The following is a 24,082-nucleotide window of genomic DNA, read 5'->3' on the forward strand; positions in this document are numbered from 1 at the left end:
AGCTAAATCTAATATCGTCAGATAGGACAAAAGATTTATTAAAAAAACTAAAAAAAACACCCAAACAGCACATTTGGGTGTTCTATGACCTATTAATCTATTTTAAATCGTTTAGTCATATCACGTAATTCTTCCGCCATTAGGGATAACGTTTCCGAAGACGAACTGATTTCTTCCATTGAAGCCAGCTGTTCTTCGGCGGAGGCCGCGATATCCTGAATGCTGGCGGAGCTTTCTTTTGCGATGGACGCGATTTGCTCAGAAGCTCCTGAAATCTGCTGTGATCCTGCTGTCAGCTGTTCTACCGTCGCATTCATATTTTGAATTTCTCCGGCGATCTGGTTCGTCATTTCAGAAATCCGTTTGAAGCTCGTTTCGGTCTGATTCGTAATATCCAGTCCGCTCTCCACCTCTTTGTTGACGGATTGGAACATGCCGAGAGATGTATTGATTTCGTTGACGATTTCTATAATTAAGCTTTCGATTTCTTTCGCTGAATCGGCAGACTGGACCGCAAGTTTTCTGACCTCTTCGGCGACGACTGAGAAGCCCCGGCCGTATTCACCCGCACGCGCGGCTTCAATTGCCGCGTTCAGCGCAAGAAGGTTTGTCTGATCAGCGATTCCGTTAATGACACGGAGAATGTTTGTAATGTCTTTTGATTTTGTTTCAAGTCCGCGCACCACTTGTTCAGCTTCTTTCACTGACCGGTCAATGACGTTCATTTGGCCGACCGTCTGGTGGACGAGCTTTCCGCCTGAATTGGCGACTTCCGCTGATGTGGCAGAGGATTCGGTAATGACGGCAGATGCTTTCGCCATATCTTTAAGCCCGCTGTTCATTTGGTAAATATGTTCCGCCGCGCTTTCAATATTTTCACTTTGGCTTTCATTTCCGTTAGAAAATTGTTCGATCGCCAGTGTGATATGTTCGGTTGCCTTGCTTGTCTGCTCCGCTGAAGCCGTCAGCTCCTCTGAGGAAGATGCGACGTTATTCACGGAATCCTGGATGGCATGGATGAGAGACCTTAGCGAAGCGGCCATATTGTTAAAGCTTTTGCCAAGCTCGCCTAATTCATCTTTTGACTGAATCTCGATCGTTTCTGTTAAATCGCCTTCACTGATCTGTTTCGATGATGTCACAAGCTGCTTGAGCGGTTTTGTGATTGAACGGATAATCAGCACCATGACGATGGTTCCGATGACAATCGCTAATACGAGAACGAGCAGGGACAGATGAAGGATCGGCAGGGCCGCTTCATGAATTTCGTCCAGATACATCGTTCCGGTAATCTTCCAGCCTGTCAGCCCGTTTGTATCATAAGCCATTTTCTTTTCCTGGCCGTCGTATTTGTATTGAAAATCACCTTTTTTGCTGGTGAACAGCTGTTCAGCCCACTCCCCGTTTAATACTGTGCCTGACGTGCGGTTCGGGTGGGCGACCACTTTTTTGTCTTTCGTCAGGATAAAAGCGTAGCCGGATTTTCCGATGTTCACTTTCTTCGTCGTTTTCAGAAGCTCATCGATTTTCATATTGATGGCGACGACTCCTGATCCGTCTTTCGTCTGCTGAACGACCGTCACGACCATCGTATTGGTGGAAGCCGTGCGGTAAGGATCTGTTACAACAACTTTCCCCTTATTTTCCACGGCCTTTTTATACCAGTCTCTTTCAAGCGGATTATATCCTTTAGGCATCTGCAGATCCGGATACCGTGTGAAATGTCCTTCCGTGTCACTCGTATAGATGGATTCCACGTCTTTATTGATCTTCATGTACTCTGTGAATTTATCGGTAATTTGCGATTGGTTTTTCGGCTTGTACCGATCCTTTGTGAGCCAATCGCTGAAATATGCCGTTCCGTCTTCCTTTTGGCTGATGCTTGTGTTGATCATATCGTTAATCTGCTGCACATTATCTAGTGCGCTTCCCATCATCTGCCTGTCAAGCGTGCTTACCGCCGATTGATAGGCGATAAAAGCCAGCGTTGAAATAGGAAGAATGAGAATGGCCAAAAAAGAAATGAGAAGTTTTCTTGTAAGCGATCTCTGCTTGATGATTTGCACAATTTTTTTCATCTGCTATATCTCCTCTTGCGTGTTTACCCTTCATATCGGCAATTATGGGTAAATATACACGTCCAAAAAGAAGAAATATAACGAAACATACTTTTTACCTATTGTTAAATTAGTCTTTTAGACTTAATTAAGAGTTTATCTTAAAACGCTTTGTCAGTTCGCGTAATTCTTCCGCCATTTTTTCCAGCGTGACGGCGGAGGAACTGATCTCCTCCATGGACGCAAGCTGCTCTTCAGCTGAAGCCGCGATGTCCTGAATGCCGGCCGCGCTTTGTCTGGAGACGGCCGCGATATCCTCTGAAGCGTTTGATACTTCCTGAGATCCGGCAGAAAGCTGTTCCACGGTTGCATTCATATTTTGCAGTTCACCGGCAATCTGATTTGTTTTAACGGAAATGTCCCGGAAGCTTTTTTCCGTTTCGTCCGTTAACTGAAGTCCGCTTTTCACCTCGTGATTGACGGATTCCAGCATTCCGAGCGAAGTATGAATTTCTTTGACGATTTCATGAATTAAGGATTCGATTTCTTTCGCTGAATCGGCGGATTGGACGGCAAGCTTTCTCACTTCTTCCGCAACGACTGAAAAACCGCGTCCGTATTCTCCCGCTCTTGCCGCTTCAATGGCTGCATTTAAAGCAAGGAGATTCGTTTGATCGGCAATGCCGTTAATGACGCGCAAAATGCTGGTGATGTCCTGCGATTTGAGTTCAAGCCCTTGTACGACTTGCTCCGCTTTACTTACGGATTGGTCAATGGCGCCCATCTGGCCGGCTGTTTTCTTGACAAGCCGCTCACCGGCGCCGGATATCTCCGCCGATTCAATTGACGTTTCCGTCACCACGGCTGCCGCTTCCGCCAGATCGCTGAGCCCGTCTTTCATCTCATTCACTTGGGCTGTCGCTTTATCAATACTCTCACTTTGGTCTTCCGTTCCATTAGAAAACTGTTCAATCGCAAGGGTGATATGTTCCGTTGCTTTGCTCGTCTGCTCAGCCGAAGCCGTCAGCTCCTCTGAGGAAGAAGCGACATGTTCAACAGAGTCCTGAATTCCTTGAATAAGCGAACGGAGTGAATCTGTCATATGATTAAAACTTTTACCGAGCACGCCGAGCTCATCTTGAGAGCCGACATCAATGGTTTCCGTCAGATCTCCGCTGCTGATTTTTTCCGCTGAAGCTACGAGACGTTTTAACGGTTTGGTAATTGAGCGGATGACAAAATAAATGAAAATCATCCCTGCGGCAATGGCCATCGCCAATATGATAACGGCCAGAGTCAGAACCGGTCTTGCCGCATCCTTGATTTCATCCACGGACATGGTTCCGCTGATCTTCCAGCCCGTCGCTTCATTGGTCACGTACGCCATTTTTTTCGCTTTCCCGTTCAGCGTATATTCATAGTCGCCTTTTTGCCCGCTGTATAATGTATCAACCCATTTTCCCGATACCGCCGCGCCAGCTTTTTCATCACTGTAGGCAACGGCTTTTTTATTTTTGCTGAGGATAAAGGCGTATCCTTCTTTTCCGATGTTCACTTCTTTTGTCATCGTGATGAGATCGTCGATTTTTATATCAATGGCGACGACGCCTGATCCGTCTTGCGCCGCGCGGGCCATGGTGACGACCATCTTTTTGTTTGAGATGGACTCATAAGGGTCCGTGATGATGGTTTGGCCTTTATTCTCCATGGCTTCCTGATACCAGCTTCTTTCAAGCGGATTGAAATCGGCCGGCATATCGGCATGCGGATAACGGGTAAACGTTCCTTCCTTGCTGCTAGAAAATATGGCGGACGCTTTATCATTGCTTTCAATAAACTGTTTGAACCTTTCTTGCATTTCCGTTTGGTTTTTTTCTTTAAATTTAGCGCTTGTCGCCCATTCGCTGAAATATGCTGAGCTTTTTGTAAACATTCCGATCCGGTCATCAATCATATTGTTTAAGATTTGCACATTTCCTTCGGCGCTTTCCATCATTTGCTTTTCAACGGATGAAGCCGCCGAACGGTAGGCGCCGGCAGCCAATACTGCTACCGGAATAATTAAGATCAGTAAAAATGAAATAATAAGTTTTTTGGCTATTGATTTTCTGGCGATTTTTTTTGCTGTTTTTTTCAATTTTGTAAACCTCTTTCAATCATTTACTGTTTATATCGGCCGACTCCCTTTTTATTACATTGAAAATTAAGTCATAAATGAAAAATAGTTCTATGTACTCCCTTTGTATGTAAGACTTTTTATTTAATTATCCGGCTGTCACTATAAAAAAGGACGCCTTCCACCTGGAAAGCGTCCTTTTTTACTAGTTGATCTTAAATTGTTTCGTTAATTCCCGCAGTTCTTCGGCCATTTGCGCCAACGTATCGGCGGATGTGCTGATTTCTTCCATTGATGCAAGCTGTTCTTCTGCGGATGCGGCAATATCCTGAATGCTTGCTGCGCTTTCCCGTGATACGTCCGCAATATCCGTCACTGCGGCTGAAACGTGCTGAGAGCTGTCTGACAGCTGTTCAACCGTGCCGTTCATCGATTGAAGCTTCTCGGCGATATCGTTCGTCATGCCGAAGATATTCTGGAAGCTTTCTTTCGTGCGGTCCGTCACGGCAAGTCCTGATTGCACTTCTTCATTAACGGATGTAAACATGTGAAGCGAAGTATTAATTTCAGCCGTGATTTCCTGAATGAGTTTTTCAATCTCTTTGGCAGAACCGGCGGATTGGACGGCAAGCTTTCTCACTTCTTCGGCTACTACTGAGAAGCCCCGCCCGTATTCACCCGCTCTTGCCGCTTCAATGGCTGCATTTAACGCAAGCAGGTTTGTCTGATCGGCAATACCGTTGATGACTCTTAAAATATGAGTGATGTCTTTTGATTTGGCCTCAAGGCCTTTTACAACCGCTTCCGCCTGCTGGACCGATTGATTGATGAGATTCATCTGCCCGACGGTTTGCTGCACATATTCTTCCCCGGTGCCGGCAGCTTCCTTCGATTGTTTAGATGCTTCCGTAATGGATGATGATGTGCGGGAAACGGCGGCGAGTCCGTCGTTTATATGATTCAGCTTGGCTGAGCTTGAATCGACTTTTTCGCTTTGCTCTTCATTCCCGTTTGAAAACTGCTCAATCGCCATTGTAATATGTTCCGTCGCTTTGCTTGTCTGCGAAGCTGAAGCGGTCAGCTCTTCCGATGACGCGGCCACGTTGTCGACAGAGTTTTGGATCGCGCTTATCAATCCGCGCAGAGATTCTCCCATTTCATTAAAGCTCGCGCCGAGTTCGCCCAATTCATCTTTCGAGCGGATATCAATGGTTTCAGTCAAGTCTCCGCCGCTGATTTGTTTAGAAGAGCGGACAAGCCGTTTCAGCGGTGACGTAATGGATCTGACAATCAACAGAATTAAAATTCCCCCGATGATAATGGATGCTGCAAGGACAATCATCCCCATCGTCAGCACCGGTTGTGAGGCGTCTTTAATTTCGGTGAGCTCCATGCTCCCCTCTATTTTCCATCCGGTCAGTTTATTTGTCGTAAACGCCATTTTTTTATTTTGATCATCGAGCTGGTATGAAATAATGCCGCTGTCTTTGCTGTATACCTCATTCAGCCACGGGGTTGAAACTTTATCGCCCGGTTTGTGGTCTTTATGCGCGACATAGGTTTTATTTTTGGACGTGATAAACACGAATCCTTTTTGCCCGATTTTGATTCCCTGCATCTGCTTCAGCAGCTGGTCAATCGTAATATCCATGGCCACTACGCCTGTTCCGTCCTGCATCTGCTTTGCCACGGTAACGACCATGCTGCCGTCGCTTGCCGCGGTGTAAGGGTCGGTGACAACGAGCGTGCCGCCGGCCTTCACAGCGTCTTTATACCAAGTGCGTGTTCTCGGATCGTAATCGGCCGGAGTATTCTCCTTCGGCGCCTGTGCGTAGCTGCCGTCTTCCGTACCTCCGTAAATGCGGGCTACGTCCTTATGAATAGACGTGTATTGCCCGAACTTTTCTTCAAGAGCAGACATGTTTTTCTTTGAGAAGGATGACCCTTTTAACGTTTCGCTGAAAAATTCAATCGCCTTTGCTTTTGCGCCGATATCATTTGTAATGGTTGTGTTAAAAGATTCGATGTTATTTTTCGCGTTGCCTGAAATCTGATCATCCAGCGAATTGCTCGCCGTATGGTATGAACTGAATTCTAACACGAGAATCGGTATGATTAAGATCACGATAAATGAAATGATTAATTTACGTGAAATCGATGCCTTTGTGCACCAATTAATGAATTTTTTCATATTAAGCTGCTCCCTCAAGTGTGATACCTTATATATCGGCTCAGTCTTCACATTTTGTTAACATTTCCTCCTTTTTTATGACTTGATTTTCATTGCCCAAGCTTCCTGCATATCTTATAAAAAAAGATAGGGGGCGCGCAGATGATTATCATATCCGGCCAAGTGCTTCGGCCTCAGGACATCGCGAACTGGCAGACGGAAGAAAGCCTTGTTCCGTATATAAATGACCTGCTCAATTCTCCCGTACAATTCGATTACGGGTCGATTGCTGAACTGATGTTCGAGGTGCGGCTGCGCCGCCATATTGTGGAAGCCGCAAGAGAATTGCACGGATCAGGTGTGAAATTTGCAACTTTCGCCAAAACATACGGAAATACGGCTTATTGGAGACTGACGCCGGAAGGAGCCCTGGAGCTGAAGTACAGGATTCCCGCTTCAAAAGCGATTCGGGACATTATTGAAAACGGCGCGTTTTACGCATTTGAATGCGCTACCGCCATTGTTGTGATTTATTATCTGGCCGTCTTAAAGACAATCGGTGAAGAACGGTTTAACCGGCGTTTCCGGGATATCACTTTGTATGACTGGCACTATGAGCACCTGCCGATCTACACGGAAACCGGCAGCCACTTTTTACGGGGAGATTGTTTATATTTTAAAAATCCTGATTTTAACCCTGCAAAGGCTCAGTGGCGGGGAGAAAATGTCATTGTGATGGGGAATGATCAATATTTCGCCCACGGTCTCGGGATTCTGACCGCTGAACAAATCATCCAGAGATTGAATTCTTTAAGAAAAAAAAATGCCGTGCAGCCGGCTTATCTGCTTAACCAGGCAACAAGGCTTGATGCACCCGCGCTTTATCAGATCATGCATTAAAACAATCCCATCGTCTGTCATTGTGACGATGGGATGTGAAATGCTTTTCTTTTCCGGTAAAAAGCCGTCGTGCCGAGCGCTTGGTTTGCAGCCCATTCAAACTTCTCTAAATCATGGCGGGTGACGGCTCTGTCCCGTCTGCTCCATTTAATGGCGCGGACAAAGTAATACCCTTTAATCGGCGCCATGGTGACTTTGGAATGCGGAAAATCTTCAAAGACAAACTCAATAGTTCCTCTTTTTTTATAGGACATTTGAAGAATCTTCATCATCCATCACCTCACGATTTCTGGATTATGATTCGCATAATCCGTCCAAAACGGTTTTCACATCTGTCGGCCCTTCAAGTTTCGCGGCGGACTGGCCGGCCCATAAAGACATATACTCCGCGTCTCCTGATTGAGCCGCGTGCCCGCGCATCGGCTTTGTCAGCGTATTATGCAGCGGATAAGGCAGCGTTTTTCCCTCGTCAGCTTCATATGTTTTCATGAACTGATTCACGATCCCCCGCGCCTGTTTTCCCGAAAACAGGGTGGTCAGCCGCGTATCGGCTCCTTTTGATTCGGCAATGGCTTTTTGGTATGCCGGTGAGGCGCTGCTTTCTTCACAAAGGAGAAACGGTGTTCCTACTTGAACGCCGTCCGCACCCAAACATCGGGCCGCCTGCACCCCGCGGCGGTCAAAAATGCCGCCTGCCGCAATCACCGGGATATTCAGCGCGTCTTTAGCCTGCGGAATCAGCGCCATAAGGCCGAGAGCCGGTTCTCCTTTAACCGGCAGAAACGACCCGCGATGCCCGCCGGCTTCTATTCCCTGAAGGATAACGGCGTCCATTCCCCGTTCTTCAAAAGCCTTCGCTTCCTCCGGCGTTGTCGCTGTGCCGAAAAGGAAACAACCGCTTTTCTTCAGCTTTTCCGCCGTTTCTTCCGGCGGCAGGCCGAAGGTGAATGAACACGCTTTGACTCCGTAACGGATCAGAAGCTCCGCTTTTTCCTCGAAATCATTCCATTCTTCTTTCAGATCAGAGAACGGCTCGGCGTCTTTTGCCCTCGGGATGCGGGCTTTCCATTTTTTAACAAGTTCCGCCTCAGGCATCTGTCTTTCTTCCGGGACGAAAAGATTTACTTGAAAGGAGCGGTCCGTCAGCTCTTTCATCTCGATAAGCTGTTTTTCAAGCGCTTGCGGGCTGACGTATCCTGAAGCGAGGCTTCCGAGCGCCCCTTCATTTGATACCGCCGAAGCCAGATGCGGCGTGACCAGCCCGCCGGCCATCGGGGCCTGAATGACGGGCTTTGTTAATGATAATGGACCCATCCACTCACTCATTTGTTTTCCTCCGTTTCAGCCTGTATTTTGATATAACATGTTCTGTTTCGCGGACCGTCAAATTCGCAAAAATAAACGCCCTGCCATGTTCCGAGTATCAGGCGCCCGTCTTCTATGATGACATGCTGAGAGGCGCCGGTTGTACTCGCTTTCATATGTGCCGCCGTATTTCCCTCCATATGCCGGTCCAGTTCGTGCTCCCACGGATACACTTCGTCAAACCTGCGGAGCATATCCCTTTTCACATCCGGGTCGGCATTTTCATTGATGGTAATGCCGGCGGTGGTATGTGGACAGTATATGAGCGCCAAACCGTTTTTTACGCCTGTTTCGCGGAGAAACAATTCGGCTTCATGTGTGATGTCGATCATTTCATCCCTTTTGTTTGTTTGAATCTGCAATTTTTTCAGCATATGAATGCCTCCTTTCTTTTTCTCTTCCTTTCCCATATTCGTTTCTGTATTTGTCTTTTCCTGTCGGATCGCGATGATAAACGCAGATCACAAAAAACTTCAGCCTCGGGACTGAAGTTTTTCACCATATATACACGCGGGCCTCATAAGGCTTTAACAGAAAGGATGTCACATGGCGGTGCGCTTCTGTTTCCGCGTTTGCAAGCACGAGAGAATCGGAGTCAAGCGGATAACCGGGATGCCTGTATAAAGCGGGGGTTCGGGACAGATTTGTGATGATCAGGGCGGTTTTTGTTCCGTTTTTTCTTAGGTAGGCATAAATCTGCCGGTCATTCGGAAGCAGCAATTCATATGTGCCGCTGATCAATACGCCGTGTTCTTTTCTGAGGGCGAGCAGCCGTCTGTAGAAATGGTATACGGATGTTTTATCCTGCAATTGTGATGCGGCGTTCAGCCATGTGTGATTCGGATTCACTCCGAGCCACGGAGAAACATCAGAAAACCCGCCGTTCGCCTCATCGCTCCATTGCATCGGTGTCCGTGAATTATCCCGGCCCTTCTTCCAGATGATCTTCATCACTTGTTCATGCGGAACGCCGCGGGACGTCTCTTTTTCATACAGATATTTAATTGCGGCGTCATCATAATCTTCAATGGATGGGAACGAAACATTGGTCATTCCGAGCTCCTGCCCCTGATAAATAAACGGCGTGCCTTTCATCAGCATATACATCGCGGCGAGTGCCTTGGCGCTTTCTGTCAAAAACCGTTCGTCACCCCATACCGAAACGGAACGGGGCTGATCATGGTTCTCCATAAATAACGCGTTCCATCCCTTCCCTTCAAGGCTGTTCTGCCAGTCGGACAAGACGCGCTTAAGCGCCGGAATGGAGATGCTTTGATCATCTTCCGTATCCCAAAGGCCGAGATGTTCAAATTGAAAAATCATTTGAAAGACGCCGTTTTCTTCACCGGCCCAATCAGCCGCCTCCCAAGCCGCCACTCCGTTCGCCTCGCCGACCGTCATGATCGGATAGCGCGAAAATGTTTCCCGCTTCAGCTCTTTTAAGAGATCCATTATGCCTTCCCCGTTCATATGATACGGGAAAGACGGGACGTACGGGAGACCGTCCGGGTTCGGCATGTCAGGGAGCCCTTCTTTTTTCTTAATGTGAGAAATGGCATCCACCCGGAAGCCGTCTATGCCTTTATCAAGCCACCAGCGGACCATCTCATAAACGGACTGCCTCATCGCTTCGTTTTCCCAATTTAAATCAGGCTGTTTTTTGTCAAACAGGTGCAGGTAATACTGGCCGGTCTCTTGATCATATTCCCACGCTGATCCGCCGAAAATGCTTTCCCAATTATTCGGCTCTTTGCCGTTTTTTCCGTCTCTCCAGATGTACCAGTCCCGTTTTTCGGAATCTTTCGCTGAGCGTGATTCGATAAACCAAGGGTGCTCATCGCTTGTATGGTTGATGACGAGGTCTATAATCAGCTTCATGCCGAGCGCATGGACATCCGCAAGGAGCCGGTCAAAATCCTCCATCGTCCCGAATTCGCCGGCAATTTGTTTATAATTCCGAATATCGTAGCCGTTGTCCGCGCCCGGCGAGTCAAAAACGGGACAAAGCCAGATCACATCCGCCCCCAACTCTTTTATGTAATGAAGCTTTGCTCTGATACCGTTCATGTCGCCGATTCCGTCCCCGTTCGAATCCATAAAGCTTCGGGGATAAATTTGATAGACGGCCGCCGTTTTCCACCAATCCGTTTTCATACCGACACTCCTTTCTTTACAGCATATGAAGAAGCGGGACGAAGAAGCATTTTTTCCATAAAAAAAGCCTCATTGCAAAAGCAGGAGGCTCAGAAATCAGTTTTTTTAATTTCAACGAAGCGGATGTGATGGTCTTCCGCTTCCAGCACCTTAAATTCACACCCTTCGGCATGAAACACATCACCATTTTTCAGCTCCATTTTTTGTGTTAAGAGCCAGCCGGCAATCGTGTCAATGTCTTCATTTTCGATGGCGATATCAAGGAGATCATTCACCTCTTCTATGAGCGCCTTGCCGTCCATCACATAATGGTGTTCGCCTTTTTTGACGATGTGGGGCATTTCATCCTGGTCATATTCATCACGGATTTCCCCGACGATTTCCTCCAATATGTCTTCGACGGTCACAAGTCCCGCCGTGCCGCCGTATTCGTCAACGAGAATCGCCATATGAATCCGCTCCTTCTGCATGCGGATCAAAAGCTCTTGAACGGGGATGCTTTCAATGACTCTGATGACCGGACGCATAATTTCTTTTAATTCAATGGAGCGGCCGAGAAAATACGCTTTAAATAAATCCTTATTGTTAATAATGCCGAGAATGTGATCTTTGTCTTCCTTAATAACCGGATATCGCGTATACCGTTCGTTGATGATCAAATGTATGGCTTCATCAACTGACTGTTCAAGCGAGATGACGGCGATTTCGGTGCGCGGCACCATGATTTCTCTGGCGACCCGATTATCGAATTCAAATATTTTATTGACGTAACGGAATTCAGATTGATTGATTTGACCTTTTTTATAGCTTTCGGACAAAATCAGCCGCAATTCTTCTTCACTGACCACGACCTCATGTTCTTTCACCGAATGAAAACCGAACAGCTTGACCAAAAATCCGGCTGAGCCGTTTAACAGCTTAATAAACGGATACATCACTTTATAAAACAGAATGAGCGGTTTCGCCGTCCACAGACTGACGGCTTCGGCTTTTTGAATGGATATCGTTTTCGGCGCAAGCTCTCCGATGACGACGTGCAGATACGTGACGGCGATAAACGCCGCAATAAACGTGACGACGTGCGTAATAGATGACGGCATTCCGATCAGGCTGAAAACAGGATGAAGAAGCCGCTGAATCGTCGGTTCACCGAGCCAGCCGAGTCCGAGCGCCGTAATCGTAATGCCGAGCTGGCACGCTGATAAATATTCATCGAGATTTGAAATCACCCTGTGCGCCGCGAGCGCCCGGCTGTCTCCGGTTTCAACCAGCTCCGCGATTTTTGAACCGCGGATTTTGACAATCGCAAATTCCGCAGCGACAAAGATGGCCGTTAATCCGATTAACAGCATAATGAGAATCAGTTTTAATATAAGCAAAAAAACCCCTACCGCAAACGGTAAGGGGCCACCTCCTTCGTGTTAATTCTCATCACGACCATTTAAGAAAATCATCACAAAACGAAGCAGCTCGAATAATGAAACGAGCGCCGCAGCCACATACGTCAGCGCGGCGGCGTTCAGCACTTTATTCACGCCGTGTTCTTCACTGTTGCGAATGAATCCTTCCGACACGATAATCCGCTTCGCCCTCGCGCTGGCATTAAACTCGACAGGCAGTGTGACAAGCTGGAAAAAAACAGCGGCCGAAAACAAAATAATGCCGAGTCCGATTAAGTTCAAGCTGCCCAGGAGCATCCCGCCCAAGAAAAGCAGAGGGGCAACCCCGGAGGCAAAATTGACGACCGGAAAAATTTTGTGCCTCAGCACAAGCGCGCCGTATGATTCCTGATGCTGCAAAGCATGTCCGACTTCATGAGAAGCGACGGAAATGGCGGAAATGGAGCGGCCGTAATATACCGGCTCAGATAAACGCACCACCCGCTCCGTCGGGTCGTAATGGTCTGTTAAAGTGCCTCTTACCGGTTCTACCGGCACATCATATAAACCGTTAATATCAAGAATCCGTCTTGCCGTTTCCGCCCCCGTCCGCTGACTGGAGGCTTCCACGTCTGAGTATTTCTGAAAATTGCTTTTCACTTTAAATTGTGCCCAAAACGACAATCCCAATGCAGCAATTGTTAAAAAGATAAACAGCATATTATCCTCTTCCTTTTTCTCTTATATCGTACGATCTGCTTATATATTATTTTAATGATTGCCCGCTTTCCTGTACAGAAATCCGCTTCTTTTTTCTGACAGGAATCAATCCTCCGAGCATGATGAGGATACACCCGGCCATTCCGATGTAAAACGGAAACGTGCCTGCGGTCTCTTTTGCAAAAACAAGCCATGAAAATCCGCCGGACATGTGATTGTATCCATTCAAATCGAAAATAAGCAATACGGCCGCCGAAGCGAGCAGCTGCGCTCCGGCCAGCGCCGCCAGCAGTTTTTGAATGACCGTCATTTGACTCACCCTTTTTCGGTCCGCTTTCTTTATCATATGAAAAAATAAGGGTGAATATGTTTTCGGCGATTTTTGAAAGACATCAAACGAACTGGGACATACTGTATAAAAAAAGATACAGGTGTGATCGACATGAAAGTGACAAATGGCGAGAAAGAACAGCTGAGCAATGCGATAGACAGAATGAACGAAGGGCTTGACGCCTTCATCCAGCTCTATAATGAATCGGAAAACGACGAACCTCTCATTCAGTTTGAAGATGAGACGGCCGATTTAATCAGACATGCGCGTGACTCATACGGCCAGGAACAGCTGGACAAAAAACTAAACACCATTATTAAGCAGATTTTATCCATCTCTCTGTCGAAAGAAGAGCCGGACGAATGAAATCAAACCGTATATTTATTTCCTGGCTGAGATGGCCGTTATATGTTCGGATCGGGCTGATCATTATCGCCTTGATTTTATTGTTCGGCCAACTCATATACATGCTCGAACCGAAGCAGTTCACGTCTGTGTTTGAAGGGGTTTGGTGGGCGGTGATTACGGTGGCCACAGTCGGCTACGGCGATTACGTTCCGCAGACGCCGCTCGGGCAGATTGCCGGCATGGTGCTTGTATTAAGCGGAGCGAGTTTTGTGACCGCCTATTTCGCCACGCTTTCTTCAGCCGTATTCAGCAAACAGCACCGCTATGTCGAAGGGAAGGTCGCCTTTAAAGGCAAGGGGCACGTCATTCTTATCGGATGGAATGAAAAATCGCATATGCTGCTGAAAGAACTGCAGCACATCGCACCGTCAAAAACTGTCGTCCTGATTGATGATTCATTAAGGGAAGGGCCGCTTATTGAAAACGTCCATTTCATCCGCGGACATGCCGCTGATGACAGCACGCTCAATAAGGCGAATATTACGGAAGCTGATACCGTCATTCTGACAGCGGACCAGCAGAAAAATGAATCCGAAGCTGATATGCTGTCGGTATTAACACTTCTCGCCATCAAAGGGCTGCATCCGTCCGTTTATTGTATCGTAGAAATTTTAACGGAACGGTATGTCAAAAACGCCGAGCGCGCAGGAGCCAATAAGATTCTGTGCACATCACGCCTGTCGAGCCGGGTGATGTTTGAGCATTACCGGGTCAAGCTGCAGCTTGCCAAACCGCAAACGCTGTCAGATCTGACGCTGGAGAAAAAGGTGCGCATCATTCCCGTCCCCGAGGAACTAAAGGGCTCATCTTATCATGACTGCGCGCTCTATTATCTCAGACGGAATACCACGATCATCGGCATACAAAAAGAAGAGGGGCCGATGCTGACCCCTCCCCTGTCATACCAGGTGCTCGATACTGATCTGTTTTTGGCTCTTTAATGCAGCAGGACGTCTTCCAGCTCTTTCACAAGCGAGATTCCAATATCTGTATATGAGCGGTCAATTGCCGCATCCCGCCGTTTCGGCTCGGAGAATTGGTTGAATAATGACTCAAAAACACCGCCGCCTGCTGCATCATCCGTTTCCTGCTGATAAACGTGCCTCAGCAAAAAGGGTGTGCCGATTGTAACGGCGGCCCCCCGTTCATCCAGGTGTCCCTTATTTGCTTCAACAGGGATACGGAGAAATAAATAGCCGTCCTGATCGGAAATTTTGTAATCAAAGAACCCGCGGTCATACTCCCAGCCGCCTCCGATGGTATAACCGATCGGTTTCATCACCTGTTCCAGTTCGCGGAGTAAAAACGATTGACCTTCAAGTGAAGATGGTATGCTGATCATGTGCATATGCTCCTTTTTGTCTTTAGCGTCCCCGCTCTGCGGTATCTTCATACGGCGTCCGGGAAGAACCGGGAGCGGCAGACAGACGCTGAAAAGAGGTGACGGCGCATTCAATCAGAACATACGTCACAATTGCGGAGAGAACGGCTTCCGTTGAAATATAGAAAACGGCGGCATAGAGACAGCACTTCGTGATCAGCGTATGCATCCGGCCAACCTTCAGTTTCAGCCGGACCATGTCCGTAAACAAGCCGAGAGGAAAAGCGAAAAACAGGATGGTTTGCAAGAGGGATTCAGGAGACAGTTTTAGTGCCGAATAGACGATAGCGGCGGAACAGACGGAAATGAAGACATGCTTACATAAAAGCCGCATCAATTCATCATCACACCTTTCACGGTTTAAAAAAGGCTGACCCGTCATGCTGAGGGCCAGCCCTTCTTTTTATTTTTCAAGGCGTTTTTCAAGCTCTGCTTTTTTCTCTTCAAAGCCCGGTTTGCCGAGAAGCGCGAACATATTCACCTTATAAGCTTCAACACCCGGCTGATCAAACGGGTTGACTCCGAGCAGATAACCGCTCATCGCCACCGCTTTTTCAAAGAAATAAACGAGATATCCAAATGTATATGCGTTAAGCTCCGGAATATTGACAATTAAGTTAGGCACTTTTCCGTCTGTATGGGCAAGCATCGTGCCTTCGAACGCTTTTTTGTTGACGAAATCGACCGTTTTGCCGGCTAAGTAATTTAAGCCGTCGAGATCATTTTCCGCTTCTTCAATTGTCAGCTCATGCTTCGGTTTTTCAACGTTTAATACGGTTTCAAACAGATCACGTCTGCCTTCCTGCACGTATTGACCGAGAGAGTGAAGGTCTGTTGAGAAGTTAGCGGAAGAAGGATAAATGCCTTTTTCATCTTTTCCTTCACTTTCGCCGAAGAGCTGCTTCCACCATTCCGCAAAGTATTGCAGCGCAGGCTCATAGTTGATGAGCATTTCAATGGTTCTTCCTTTATTATACAGAACGTTGCGGACGACGGCGTATTGGTAAGCCGCGTTCTCTTCTAATTCCGAGCTAGAAAAGTCTTTGCTTGCATCAAGAGCGCCTTTCATCATTTCATCGATATCAGCCCCGCTTACCGCAATCGGCAGAAGGCCTACCGCAGTCAGAACGGAGAAACGTCCGCCGACATCATCAGGAATAACGAATGATTCGAAGCCTTCTTCATTAGAAAGCGTTTTTAAAGCGCCGCGCTCTTTATCTGTTGTCGCGTAAATCCGCGCTTTCGCTTCTTCTTTTCCGTATTTTTCTTCAAGAAGTTTGCGGAAAATCCGGAAAGCGATTGCAGGTTCCGTCGTCGTGCCTGACTTAGAAATGACATTGATAGAGAAATCAGCGTCTTCCAAAAGATCCATAACATCTTTCATATAAGTTGAGCTGATATTATTGCCGATAAAGATAACTTGAGGGTTTTTGCGCTTATCTTTCGGCAGAACATTATAGAAAGAATGATTGAGCGCTTCAATCGCCGCGCGGGCGCCTAAGTATGAACCGCCGATACCCACGACGAGAAGCACGTCAGAATCTGATTTGATTTTTTCAGCGCTTTTTTTAATGCGCGCGAATTCTTCTTTATCATAGTTTTCAGGGAGGTCCACCCAGCCTAAAAAGTCGCTTCCGGCGCCTGTTTTTTCATGGATATTATGGTGTGCCGTTTTTACGAAATCACGTGCGTATGTAAGTTCATGTTCATTGAAAAAAGGTAACGCGCTTGAGTAATCAAAGCGTACATGCGTCATTTGCTTGTCCCTCCATCACGGTGAATTGTTTTCTCTTTCACTTTATATGAACTCACCCGCTAAATCAAGTCATGAAGAAGGCATGATGAATACGGGATTTGCGCTAAAGATGCGTTCATTTTTTATACAATATCCCGGATTCGAAATAGTTATATTTGTAATAATCGTGAAAGAAGTAACGAATCGAATGTTGGTGATCCAGGAACGTATCACCTTTACTTTGGAGCAGGTTGACATCCATCGCCAATACCGATGGGACGGTTCTTTTTATATAGTACTCCTCTTGAGAGGATGCCGTGCAGGTATATCAAGGAATAAATGTCCATTTTTAAAAATAGTGTCTATATTTGGGGTATCATGTTAAGATGAAAATAATTTTAAATCGGGAGGTGATTTTATGACTAAAACCATTGGTCTTATTTGTGGAAGTTTACGAAAAAACTCGTATAATCGAGTGATTGCTCAATCATTGATTGACTTCGATAATGCGGCTCAATTTCGCTGGGTTGAAATAGACAGTCTTCCTTTTTTTAACGAAGATTTAGAAATCGCCGGAGCACCAGACTCCGTAACATCCTTTAGAACTGATATACGAGACGTTGACGGCGTCATCATTGTAAGTCCAGAGTACAATTCAGGAATTCCGGGGGTATTAAAAAATGCATTGGACTGGGCATCGAGACCGCGGACCTCTTCTGTTTTAAACAGAAAACCGGTTGGCTTAATCGGCGCAACCCCCGGAGGGTTCGGCACCTCCTTTGGTCAAATGCAAATGAGAGAAGTACTCGAAGCTATGCAAGTCAATGTTCTGCCCTTTCAAAAAATGCTGATTTCGCAAGTCCATGAGAAAATTGATTCCGCTCAAAACATACTTACGGATGAACAAACAAAACGTTATCTTCAACGCTATTTACAACAGTTCATCCATTGGATTGATCATGCTCCGGTTCCCGTTCCGGATTAATTGAAGGATCATCACCCTCACGAAAAGTCACCTCAGAAATAACTTTCTATCTATACAGCATATGAATAGATTTACCGTTTTCCATTGACAAACTGACTTGCCTTAATTCAAGGAGGATGATAAAATGTCTGATCTTTATTCCCGTCTTTCAAAAGATGATGCTGCCGTGCTTTTAGTTGACCATCAAACCGGCCTTATTTCCGGTCTCGTGCGTGACTATGGCGTTGATGAATTTAAAAACAATGTATTGGCTCTCGGTGATACGGCTAAATTCTTTGATTTACCGGTTATTTTAACAACCAGCTTTGAAAATGGACCCAACGGACCGCTCATGCAAGAACTCGCTGATCTCTTTCCTGATGCGCCAAAAATAGCCCGTCCCGGACAAATTAACGCATGGGACAATGAAGACTTTGTTAAAGCCATTGAAGCGACCGGCAAAAAACAGCTGATTATCGCGGGGGTGGTAACAGACGTCTGCGTTGCTTTTCCTGCGCTTTCTGCCATTAAAGCAGGCTACGAAGTGTTTGTTGTGACAGATGCTTCGGGGACGTTTAATAAGCAAGTAGCAGATGCTTCATTAACCCGTATGGCTCATGGCGGCGCGCAGCTTATGAACTGGTTCAGCGCAGCATGCGAGTTACAGCGTGATTGGCGCAACGACGTTGAAGGTTTTGGCGCATTAATCTCCAGTCATCTTCCCGGTTATCAAAACTTAATGGGAAGCTATATGGGGGCGCAGCGGGACCTTAGTACACAAAATGCATAAAAAGGAGCGCTGATTGAATCAGCGCCCCTTTTTTAAATTCGCGGCTCTTCATCTTCGTTATTTAGATTTCGTGTAAATAGATGACAGGCAATCGCAAAGTTAATTGGTCCTTTTCTGCTAAATGTACAGAAACAGGGAATCAAATCCGCATCATGTGATACGAAACGATTTCCATAGTTATCTCATGGAAAAGGGTGTTTCACTTGCTCCTAATGAACTAATAGAAAATCCGGAAAGAGGGACTCCCAAAACGGTTACATCTGCAGCTTGAAAACCACTCCGGCCGGGAATGTATCTTACAGTGACGCCTTTAAGATAGCAAGTACGTCATCTTTGTTCAGTTTTTGGAAATTGCCGAATCCGCCGTATTCCATTTCTTTTGCGGCGATGTCTGCGATCAGCTCAAGCTTGTCTTCGCCGATATCATAATCCGCAAGGCGGGACGGTGCGCCGAGGCTTGTCCAGAACGCGGACAATTTATCGATCCCTTCAAGCGCAATTTCTTTATCCGTTTTGCCTTCAGTATCAATGTCAAACATATTAAGCATGAGGTTTTTAAAACGGTCTACATTCGTATCAAGCGTGTATCTCATCCAGTTCGGGAACAGAATCGCAAGTCCTCCCGCGTGAGGGATGTCATAAACCGCTGATACGGCGTGCTCCATCGTATGGGAAGCCCAATCGCCGAAATAGCCCATTTGCAGCGTGCCGTTTAATGCGATCGTACCCGCGTATAAAATCGTTTCGCGGTGCTTATAGTTCTCAAGGTCTTCCAAAAGTTTCGGCGCTGTTTCAATTACCGTCTGAAGGACCGCAAAACACATTCTGTCCTGAAGCGGCGTGTTTTCAACATTGTGGAAGTATTGTTCAAATACGTGGCTCATCATATCCACCATGCCGTATACGGTTTGGTTTTCCGGAACGCTGAAAGTATTCTCAGGATCTAAAATGGAGAAACGCGGATGAGTGACATTGCTGCCCCATACGAATTTTTCGTTTGTTTCCCAATTTGTGATAACGGAATCAGGGTTCATTTCAGAGCCTGTCGCCGCAAGCGTCAGCACCGTGCCGAACGGGAGCGCGTCCTGCGCCGTTACTTTTTTGCTGTAAATGTCCCATGCGTCGCCGTCATATTTCGCACCGGCCGCAATCGCTTTTGTACAGTCGATGACACTTCCGCCGCCGACTGCGAGAAGGAAATCAATCTCATGCTGTCTGCACATCTCAATTCCTTTATTTACCGTTTCCAGACGCGGGTTCGGTTCAACGCCCGCAAGCTCATGAACGGTTGCGCCTTCTTCTTTTAAGATGCCTGTTACTTGGTCATACAGACCGTTTCGCTTAATGCTGCCGCCTCCGTAAACAAGCAGCACGTTTTTCCCGTATTGCTTCAGCTCTTTTTTCAATTGGTCGATTTGACCTTTTCCGAAAATCAGTTTCGTCGGATTGTAGTACGTAAAGTTCTCCATTTATCATGACCTCCAAAAAAATCGTAAGGGAATTACTATAACACAGAAAAAAAGGAGCTGCCAATCCGGCCGCCCCCTTTATGTTATTACAATGATGCTTTCAGTATCGCAAGCACATCTTCTTTCTGCAGTGACTTGAACTGTCCGAATGCTCCGTTTGCCATCGCTTTATCTGCAATCGTATCCAGCTTCTCATCAGAAATATCATAATCAGCGAGTCTGTTCGGAGCGCCGAGACTCGTCCAGAAATCAGACAGCCTGCTGATTCCTTCAAGTGCGATCTCTTCATCTGATTTGCCTGTCTCGTCAATATCGAAAACACGGACGGCAAGCTGTTTAAAGCGGGCCGGATTTTCTTTGAGCACATGTCTCATCCAGTTCGGGAACAGAATCGCTAAACCTCCGGCGTGCGGTATATCGTAAACCGCTGATACCGCATGCTCGATGTTGTGTGTGGCCCAATCCCCTCTTGCGCCCATTGACAGCATTCCGTTTAATGCGATCGTGCCTGTATATAAAATCGTCTCACGAAGCTCGTAGTTCTCCAGATCATTGATCAGCTTCGGCGCTGTTTCAATCACCGTGCGCAGAAGCGATTCACACATCCGGTCCTGATACGGCGTGTTTGACGTGTGGTGGAAATATTGTTCAAACACATGGCTCATCATATCGACCATGCCGTAAATGGTGTGGTCTTTCGGAACGGTAAAGGTGTTTACCGGATCGAGAATAGAGAATTTAGGGTAAACGAGCGGACTCCCCCATCCGTATTTCTCTTGTGTCTCCCAGTTTGTGATGACTGATCCGGAGTTCATCTCTGAACCGGTCGCCGCAAGTGTCAGCACTGTTCCGAACGGCAGCGCTTCTTTCGGCTGGTGTTTTTTCGTGACGATATCCCACGCGTCGCCGTCATATTTAGCGCCCGCCGCGATGGCTTTCGTGCAGTCAATGACACTTCCGCCGCCGACGGCCAATAAGAAATCGATGCTGTTTTCTTTACAGAGCGCAACACCCTTGTTCACCGTTGAGACACGCGGATTCGGCTCTACGCCTGCCAATTCATGCACGGTAACTCCTGCTTTTTTCAGCAGTTCGGTTACTTGATCATAAAGACCGCTGCGCTTAATGCTGCCGCCTCCGTATACGAGCAGTACGTTCTTTCCGTACGGCTTGATTTCTTCAGGAAGTTTTTCGACCTCTCCCTTTCCGAAAATCAATTTGGTCGGATTCCAATATGTAAAGTTTTGCATGACATCTCCTCCTTTGGATTTATATTATGCAGAAAGTTGACGTTCAATGTAAAGCAATCCGCTTTTTTGACGGCACATCACACGGTTTACAGACAGCGGCTTCCCGGGAAAGGCACTTGTACAGCTTGAGACAGTGTGTGATTTACACGGCGGAGAATGTAGTATGCATAGATTCTTTGCTTTGTCACAATCTATAACTGTTTCACGAATTTATAGAGGAGGTTGTTTACATGAGTGTTATTCAGCGTATCTGTCTCGTATTAACGATTATCGGCGCTATTAACTGGGGACTGATCGGATTTTTCCAATTTGATTTAGTAGCAGCCATCTTCGGCGGCCAAGGATCAGCTCTGTCGCGGATTATTTACGGTCTTGTCGGCATCGCCGGTCTGATCAATCTCGGCCTGCTGTTTAAGCCGAACGAAGAAACATCCCGCGAGGAAGCGGCAAATCCGGAAGTCAGATAAACATAAAAAAAGCACCGAACATACATATCCGGTGCTTTTTTTGATGGTTATTTTTTGATAAGGTCTTTGCGGTTGGACTGTTCGATCCACTCTTCAAGCTTATCTTTCAATGTGTTGAAACCTTGCGGAGCAGATGTTTCTTCAGAAACTTGTGCCGCTTTCGGTTTTCTTGGTTTGCTTTCTTTTCTTTCAGGCGCCGCTTGAGTCGCACGGATAGAAAGGCTGATTTTGCCTTTTTCTTCGTCAACTGCAAGTACTTTTACTTGTACTTCGTCACCGATAGAAAGGTGTTCGTTAATGTCTTTTACGAAACCGTGAGTGACTTCAGAAATGTGAACAAGTCCTTGAGTTTCTTCATCTAATGCAACAAACGCACCATACGCTTGTAATCCTGTTACTTTACCAGTGTAAACACTGCCCACTTCAAATTTTGCTGCCATTCATAACAACTCCTAAGTTAAATTAAATACAGATTATACGCAATTTAAAATTATATCATACAAGTTTGTTTTTCGCAAAGAGAACTTTTTTACATGATCATGTTTAAGCACAGATAAAGTGGGTATACTATGATTACGAAGGCTTTCTAGTATTCCCCCCTTTTATTTGGATGCGAACCGGGTTCGTATCTTTTTTTATGCCCTTTTTTCAACAAACCGTTTGATTCTGACGAGCGCTTCCTGAATCTGCTCAATGGATGTCGCATAGGAACATCTGATGTAGCCTTCGCCGCTCGGGCCGAATACATTCCCCGGAACGACGGCTACTTTTTCTTCAATGAGCAGCTGTTCCGCGAATTCTTCTGAACTCATGCCGGTCGATTGAATGGAAGGAAAGGCGTAAAACGCTCCGCCGGGGTGGTGGCAGCCGAGTCCGATCTCGTTCAATGTTTCCACAATCAGGTTTCGGCGTCTCCGATAGCTTTTTTTCATTCTTTCGACGTCTTCCTGACCGTTTTTCAGCCCTTCAAGCGCCGCGTACTGAGCCATGGAAGGCGCACACATCATCGCGTGCTGATGAATTTTGAGCATGGCATCCCTGATCACGGGAGGCGCCGCCGTAAATCCGAGTCTCCACCCCGTCATGGCAAATGCTTTGGAGAAACCTGAAATCAAAATCGTCCGCTCCTTCATGCCGCGGATGGCCCCCATGCTCGTGAATGGCTCATCATATGTCAGTTCGGCATAAATTTCATCGGCAAGCACGATCAAGTCGTGTTTTTCAGCGAAAGCAGCGATGGATTCAAGCTCTTCTTTCGAATAGACGGAACCAGTCGGATTTGACGGCGAGCATAGAAGCAGCGCTTTTGTTTTGTCCGTCAGGGCCGCTTCAAAATCGGCTGCTGATGCTTTGAAACCTTTTGCAGCTACAGTCTGAATCGGCACCGGCTTCGCCCCCGTCAGGGTCACGAGTGATTCATATGCGACAAAACACGGTTCGGGAATTAACATTTCCTCTCCGGGATTCATAAGGGCGCGGACAGCGAGATCAAGCGCCTGGCTTGCCCCTACCGTAACGATCAGTTCACTGTCAGGCGAATAACTCAGGCCGAACCGCTGATCTAAATAGCGGCTGATTTCTTCTCTCAGTTCATAAAGACCCGCATTTGCCGTATAAGCCGTATACCCCTGTTCTAAAGAAAGAATACTCGCTTCCCTCACGTTCCAGGCCGTCACAAAGTCAGGCTCTCCCACTCCCAGTGAAATGACGCCTTCCATCGTAGCGGCCAGATCAAAGAATTTGCGGATGCCTGACGGTTTAATCTGCTGCACGTAGTCAGATAAATAAGAAGTCTTCGTTTCCATTTACGGAGACACCACGATTCTTTTGTCATCGTCTCCGCTTTCAAAGACTTTGCCGTCATGCTTATATTTTTTCAGGATAAAGTGCGTTGTCGTGGAAACGACGGACTCAAGGGTGGACAATTTTTCAGACACGAAGCTTGCCACGTCTGACATCGTGTTGCCGCGAATAACGACAGATAAGTCATACACCCCTGACATCAGGTACACTGATTCAACTTCCTGGAATCTGTATATCCGTTCAGCGACTTCATCAAAGCCGACATTTCGTTTCGGAGTGACTTTTACGTCAATCATCGCCGTGACGCCTTCCAGCCCGTCGACTTTGCGCCAGTCGATCATCGCCGCATAATCAATGATGACTTTTTCCTTTTCAAGCTTTTCAATGATGCTTTTGACTTCTTCGGCGGGAATGTTCGCCATTTTAGCGATCGTTTCCGCATCAACGCGGCTGTTTTCGTCTAAAATTTCTAATATTTCTGTTTCTTTTTCCGTCAGCTTCATACATTTCACACCTTTGCATTATCAAAAATCTTCATGACATTATATCACGATTTTCGACAAATGCTAAGAAAAACCCGAAAGAAACCAGAGCTAAAATCTGACAATCAAAAAAGCCTTTAC

24 protein-coding genes and 1 pseudogene are annotated in these 24,082 nt (G+C 46.7%); 6 read left to right on the forward strand and 19 right to left on the reverse strand.

Annotated features, from left to right (window positions below):
• Window positions 1-92: 92 nt before the first annotated feature.
• The 4 genes and pseudogenes from OTK50_RS10165 to OTK50_RS19945 all read right to left on the reverse strand — a co-directional run.
• Complete coding sequence (locus OTK50_RS10165) at window positions 93-2,078, reverse strand: methyl-accepting chemotaxis protein (RefSeq protein ID WP_224223770.1); 1,986 nt, start codon at window positions 2,076-2,078, stop codon at window positions 93-95.
• A gap of 127 nt (window positions 2,079-2,205) precedes the next feature.
• A complete protein-coding gene (locus OTK50_RS10170; RefSeq protein WP_266121860.1) occupies window positions 2,206-4,194 on the reverse strand; it encodes a methyl-accepting chemotaxis protein in 1,989 nt (662 codons plus the stop codon).
• Between the two features lie 184 nt (window positions 4,195-4,378).
• Window positions 4,379-5,329: a methyl-accepting chemotaxis protein gene (locus OTK50_RS19940; RefSeq protein WP_369719120.1), complete on the reverse strand. Its 951-nt coding sequence runs from the start codon at window positions 5,327-5,329 to the stop codon at window positions 4,379-4,381.
• Window positions 5,324-6,364, reverse strand: a pseudogene (locus OTK50_RS19945) (cache domain-containing protein); the annotation flags it as partial. The pseudogene OTK50_RS19945 and the gene OTK50_RS19940, both read right to left, overlap by 6 nt.
• 141 nt (window positions 6,365-6,505) lie before the next feature.
• On the opposite strand from OTK50_RS19945, the gene OTK50_RS10180 reads away from it, so the two are divergent.
• A complete protein-coding gene (locus OTK50_RS10180) occupies window positions 6,506-7,243 on the forward strand; it encodes a protein-glutamine gamma-glutamyltransferase (protein ID WP_043867366.1) in 738 nt (245 codons plus the stop codon).
• A gap of 17 nt (window positions 7,244-7,260) precedes the next feature.
• Here OTK50_RS10180 and OTK50_RS10185 read toward each other — a convergent pair whose 3' ends face one another.
• From OTK50_RS10185 to OTK50_RS10215, 7 genes are all read right to left on the reverse strand, one after another.
• On the reverse strand, window positions 7,261-7,512 hold the full coding sequence (locus tag OTK50_RS10185) for a hypothetical protein (protein WP_014305693.1): 252 nt from the start codon (window positions 7,510-7,512) through the stop codon (window positions 7,261-7,263).
• Between the two features lie 25 nt (window positions 7,513-7,537).
• Window positions 7,538-8,569 (reverse strand): NAD(P)H-dependent flavin oxidoreductase, encoded by a 1,032-nt coding sequence (locus tag OTK50_RS10190; protein WP_094247550.1) that lies wholly within the window; start codon window positions 8,567-8,569, stop codon window positions 7,538-7,540.
• Window positions 8,566-8,982: a secondary thiamine-phosphate synthase enzyme YjbQ gene (locus OTK50_RS10195; protein WP_094247924.1), complete on the reverse strand. Its 417-nt coding sequence runs from the start codon at window positions 8,980-8,982 to the stop codon at window positions 8,566-8,568. The genes OTK50_RS10190 and OTK50_RS10195 overlap by 4 nt, the downstream gene beginning before the upstream one ends.
• Window positions 8,983-9,103: 121 nt before the next feature.
• Window positions 9,104-10,762 carry a glycoside hydrolase family 13 protein gene (locus tag OTK50_RS10200; RefSeq protein ID WP_266121861.1) on the reverse strand — a complete coding sequence of 553 codons (1,659 nt, stop codon included), beginning with the start codon at window positions 10,760-10,762 and terminating at the stop codon, window positions 9,104-9,106.
• An 89-nt stretch (window positions 10,763-10,851) separates the two neighbouring features.
• Window positions 10,852-12,141: a hemolysin family protein gene (locus OTK50_RS10205; protein WP_003152126.1), complete on the reverse strand. Its 1,290-nt coding sequence runs from the start codon at window positions 12,139-12,141 to the stop codon at window positions 10,852-10,854.
• Between the two features lie 42 nt (window positions 12,142-12,183).
• Window positions 12,184-12,861 (reverse strand): zinc metallopeptidase, encoded by a 678-nt coding sequence (locus tag OTK50_RS10210; RefSeq protein WP_003152125.1) that lies wholly within the window; start codon window positions 12,859-12,861, stop codon window positions 12,184-12,186.
• A 46-nt stretch (window positions 12,862-12,907) separates the two neighbouring features.
• A complete protein-coding gene (locus tag OTK50_RS10215; protein ID WP_014305698.1) occupies window positions 12,908-13,171 on the reverse strand; it encodes a hypothetical protein in 264 nt (87 codons plus the stop codon).
• A 132-nt stretch (window positions 13,172-13,303) separates the two neighbouring features.
• Between OTK50_RS10215 and OTK50_RS10220 the strand changes: the two genes are divergently transcribed.
• Window positions 13,304-13,558: a protein mistic gene (locus tag OTK50_RS10220; protein ID WP_039254102.1), complete on the forward strand. Its 255-nt coding sequence runs from the start codon at window positions 13,304-13,306 to the stop codon at window positions 13,556-13,558.
• Window positions 13,555-14,541, forward strand: coding sequence for a potassium channel family protein (locus tag OTK50_RS10225; protein ID WP_024085731.1), 987 nt, complete (start codon window positions 13,555-13,557; stop codon window positions 14,539-14,541). The genes OTK50_RS10220 and OTK50_RS10225 overlap by 4 nt, the downstream gene beginning before the upstream one ends.
• Here OTK50_RS10225 and OTK50_RS10230 read toward each other — a convergent pair.
• Genes OTK50_RS10230 through OTK50_RS10240 form a run of 3 tightly spaced genes read right to left on the reverse strand, consistent with a single transcriptional unit; the run spans window position 14,538 to window position 16,737 of the window.
• Window positions 14,538-14,942 (reverse strand): YugN-like family protein, encoded by a 405-nt coding sequence (locus OTK50_RS10230; protein WP_003152121.1) that lies wholly within the window; start codon window positions 14,940-14,942, stop codon window positions 14,538-14,540. The genes OTK50_RS10225 and OTK50_RS10230 overlap by 4 nt on opposite strands.
• A gap of 22 nt (window positions 14,943-14,964) precedes the next feature.
• Window positions 14,965-15,363 (reverse strand): transporter, encoded by a 399-nt coding sequence (locus OTK50_RS10235; RefSeq protein ID WP_070082274.1) that lies wholly within the window; start codon window positions 15,361-15,363, stop codon window positions 14,965-14,967.
• Window positions 15,364-15,384: 21 nt separating this feature from the next.
• Window positions 15,385-16,737, reverse strand: coding sequence for a glucose-6-phosphate isomerase (locus OTK50_RS10240; RefSeq protein WP_266121862.1), 1,353 nt, complete (start codon window positions 16,735-16,737; stop codon window positions 15,385-15,387).
• 397 nt (window positions 16,738-17,134) lie between these two features.
• Here OTK50_RS10240 and OTK50_RS10245 point away from each other — a divergent pair, with 397 nt between their 5' ends.
• Both OTK50_RS10245 and ycaC read left to right on the forward strand, forming a co-directional pair.
• Complete coding sequence (locus tag OTK50_RS10245) at window positions 17,135-17,701, forward strand: NADPH-dependent FMN reductase (protein ID WP_266121863.1); 567 nt, start codon at window positions 17,135-17,137, stop codon at window positions 17,699-17,701.
• A 124-nt stretch (window positions 17,702-17,825) separates the two neighbouring features.
• Window positions 17,826-18,470, forward strand: coding sequence for an isochorismate family cysteine hydrolase YcaC (gene ycaC / locus OTK50_RS10250; protein ID WP_003152112.1), 645 nt, complete (start codon window positions 17,826-17,828; stop codon window positions 18,468-18,470).
• Between the two features lie 296 nt (window positions 18,471-18,766).
• Here the strand turns inward: ycaC and OTK50_RS10255 are convergent, their stop codons facing one another.
• Together OTK50_RS10255 and OTK50_RS10260 are read right to left on the reverse strand one after the other, a co-directional pair.
• Entirely contained in the window at window positions 18,767-19,939 is a 1,173-nt protein-coding gene (locus OTK50_RS10255; protein WP_071392232.1) for an iron-containing alcohol dehydrogenase, read from the reverse strand.
• An 86-nt stretch (window positions 19,940-20,025) separates the two neighbouring features.
• Window positions 20,026-21,189: an iron-containing alcohol dehydrogenase gene (locus OTK50_RS10260; RefSeq protein WP_007408652.1), complete on the reverse strand. Its 1,164-nt coding sequence runs from the start codon at window positions 21,187-21,189 to the stop codon at window positions 20,026-20,028.
• 230 nt (window positions 21,190-21,419) lie between these two features.
• Between OTK50_RS10260 and OTK50_RS10265 the strand changes: the two genes are divergently transcribed.
• Window positions 21,420-21,656 (forward strand): DUF378 domain-containing protein, encoded by a 237-nt coding sequence (locus OTK50_RS10265; protein ID WP_003152104.1) that lies wholly within the window; start codon window positions 21,420-21,422, stop codon window positions 21,654-21,656.
• A gap of 47 nt (window positions 21,657-21,703) precedes the next feature.
• On the opposite strand, the gene yugI is transcribed toward OTK50_RS10265, so the two are convergent.
• The 3 genes from yugI to OTK50_RS10280 all read right to left on the reverse strand — a co-directional run bounded on the left by yugI (window position 21,704) and on the right by OTK50_RS10280 (window position 23,962).
• A complete protein-coding gene (gene yugI / locus OTK50_RS10270) occupies window positions 21,704-22,096 on the reverse strand; it encodes a S1 domain-containing post-transcriptional regulator GSP13 (RefSeq protein ID WP_003152102.1) in 393 nt (130 codons plus the stop codon).
• Window positions 22,097-22,291: 195 nt separating this feature from the next.
• Complete coding sequence (locus OTK50_RS10275) at window positions 22,292-23,461, reverse strand: aminotransferase (RefSeq protein ID WP_266121864.1); 1,170 nt, start codon at window positions 23,459-23,461, stop codon at window positions 22,292-22,294.
• A complete protein-coding gene (locus OTK50_RS10280; RefSeq protein WP_003152098.1) occupies window positions 23,462-23,962 on the reverse strand; it encodes an Lrp/AsnC family transcriptional regulator in 501 nt (166 codons plus the stop codon).
• Window positions 23,963-24,082: the final 120 nt, after the last annotated feature.

The organism is Bacillus sp. NEAU-CP5 (assembly GCF_026420705.1).
Taxonomy (GTDB): domain Bacteria; phylum Bacillota; class Bacilli; order Bacillales; family Bacillaceae; genus Bacillus; species Bacillus velezensis.

Excerpts from the sequence above, each read along its gene's own strand:
- OTK50_RS10165 (WP_224223770.1), bottom strand. The coding sequence starts at position 2,078 with ATGAAAAAAATTGTGCAAATCATCAAGCAGAGATCGCTTACAAGAAAA.
- OTK50_RS19940 (WP_369719120.1), bottom strand. The coding sequence starts at position 5,329 with ATGGGAGAATCTCTGCGCGGATTGATAAGCGCGATCCAAAACTCTGTC.
- OTK50_RS10180 (WP_043867366.1), top strand. The coding sequence starts at position 6,506 with ATGATTATCATATCCGGCCAAGTGCTTCGGCCTCAGGACATCGCGAAC.
- OTK50_RS10185 (WP_014305693.1), bottom strand. The coding sequence starts at position 7,512 with ATGAAGATTCTTCAAATGTCCTATAAAAAAAGAGGAACTATTGAGTTT.
- OTK50_RS10190 (WP_094247550.1), bottom strand. The coding sequence starts at position 8,569 with ATGAGTGAGTGGATGGGTCCATTATCATTAACAAAGCCCGTCATTCAG.
- OTK50_RS10195 (WP_094247924.1), bottom strand. The coding sequence starts at position 8,982 with ATGCTGAAAAAATTGCAGATTCAAACAAACAAAAGGGATGAAATGATC.
- OTK50_RS10200 (WP_266121861.1), bottom strand. The coding sequence starts at position 10,762 with ATGAAAACGGATTGGTGGAAAACGGCGGCCGTCTATCAAATTTATCCC.
- OTK50_RS10210 (WP_003152125.1), bottom strand. The coding sequence starts at position 12,861 with ATGCTGTTTATCTTTTTAACAATTGCTGCATTGGGATTGTCGTTTTGG.
- OTK50_RS10215 (WP_014305698.1), bottom strand. The coding sequence starts at position 13,171 with ATGACGGTCATTCAAAAACTGCTGGCGGCGCTGGCCGGAGCGCAGCTG.
- OTK50_RS10220 (WP_039254102.1), top strand. The coding sequence starts at position 13,304 with ATGAAAGTGACAAATGGCGAGAAAGAACAGCTGAGCAATGCGATAGAC.
- OTK50_RS10225 (WP_024085731.1), top strand. The coding sequence starts at position 13,555 with ATGAAATCAAACCGTATATTTATTTCCTGGCTGAGATGGCCGTTATAT.
- OTK50_RS10230 (WP_003152121.1), bottom strand. The coding sequence starts at position 14,942 with ATGATCAGCATACCATCTTCACTTGAAGGTCAATCGTTTTTACTCCGC.
- OTK50_RS10235 (WP_070082274.1), bottom strand. The coding sequence starts at position 15,363 with ATGACGGGTCAGCCTTTTTTAAACCGTGAAAGGTGTGATGATGAATTG.
- OTK50_RS10240 (WP_266121862.1), bottom strand. The coding sequence starts at position 16,737 with ATGACGCATGTACGCTTTGATTACTCAAGCGCGTTACCTTTTTTCAAT.
- OTK50_RS10245 (WP_266121863.1), top strand. The coding sequence starts at position 17,135 with ATGACTAAAACCATTGGTCTTATTTGTGGAAGTTTACGAAAAAACTCG.
- ycaC (WP_003152112.1), top strand. The coding sequence starts at position 17,826 with ATGTCTGATCTTTATTCCCGTCTTTCAAAAGATGATGCTGCCGTGCTT.
- OTK50_RS10255 (WP_071392232.1), bottom strand. The coding sequence starts at position 19,939 with ATGGAGAACTTTACGTACTACAATCCGACGAAACTGATTTTCGGAAAA.
- OTK50_RS10260 (WP_007408652.1), bottom strand. The coding sequence starts at position 21,189 with ATGCAAAACTTTACATATTGGAATCCGACCAAATTGATTTTCGGAAAG.
- OTK50_RS10265 (WP_003152104.1), top strand. The coding sequence starts at position 21,420 with ATGAGTGTTATTCAGCGTATCTGTCTCGTATTAACGATTATCGGCGCT.
- yugI (WP_003152102.1), bottom strand. The coding sequence starts at position 22,096 with ATGGCAGCAAAATTTGAAGTGGGCAGTGTTTACACTGGTAAAGTAACA.
- OTK50_RS10275 (WP_266121864.1), bottom strand. The coding sequence starts at position 23,461 with ATGGAAACGAAGACTTCTTATTTATCTGACTACGTGCAGCAGATTAAA.
- OTK50_RS10280 (WP_003152098.1), bottom strand. The coding sequence starts at position 23,962 with ATGAAGCTGACGGAAAAAGAAACAGAAATATTAGAAATTTTAGACGAA.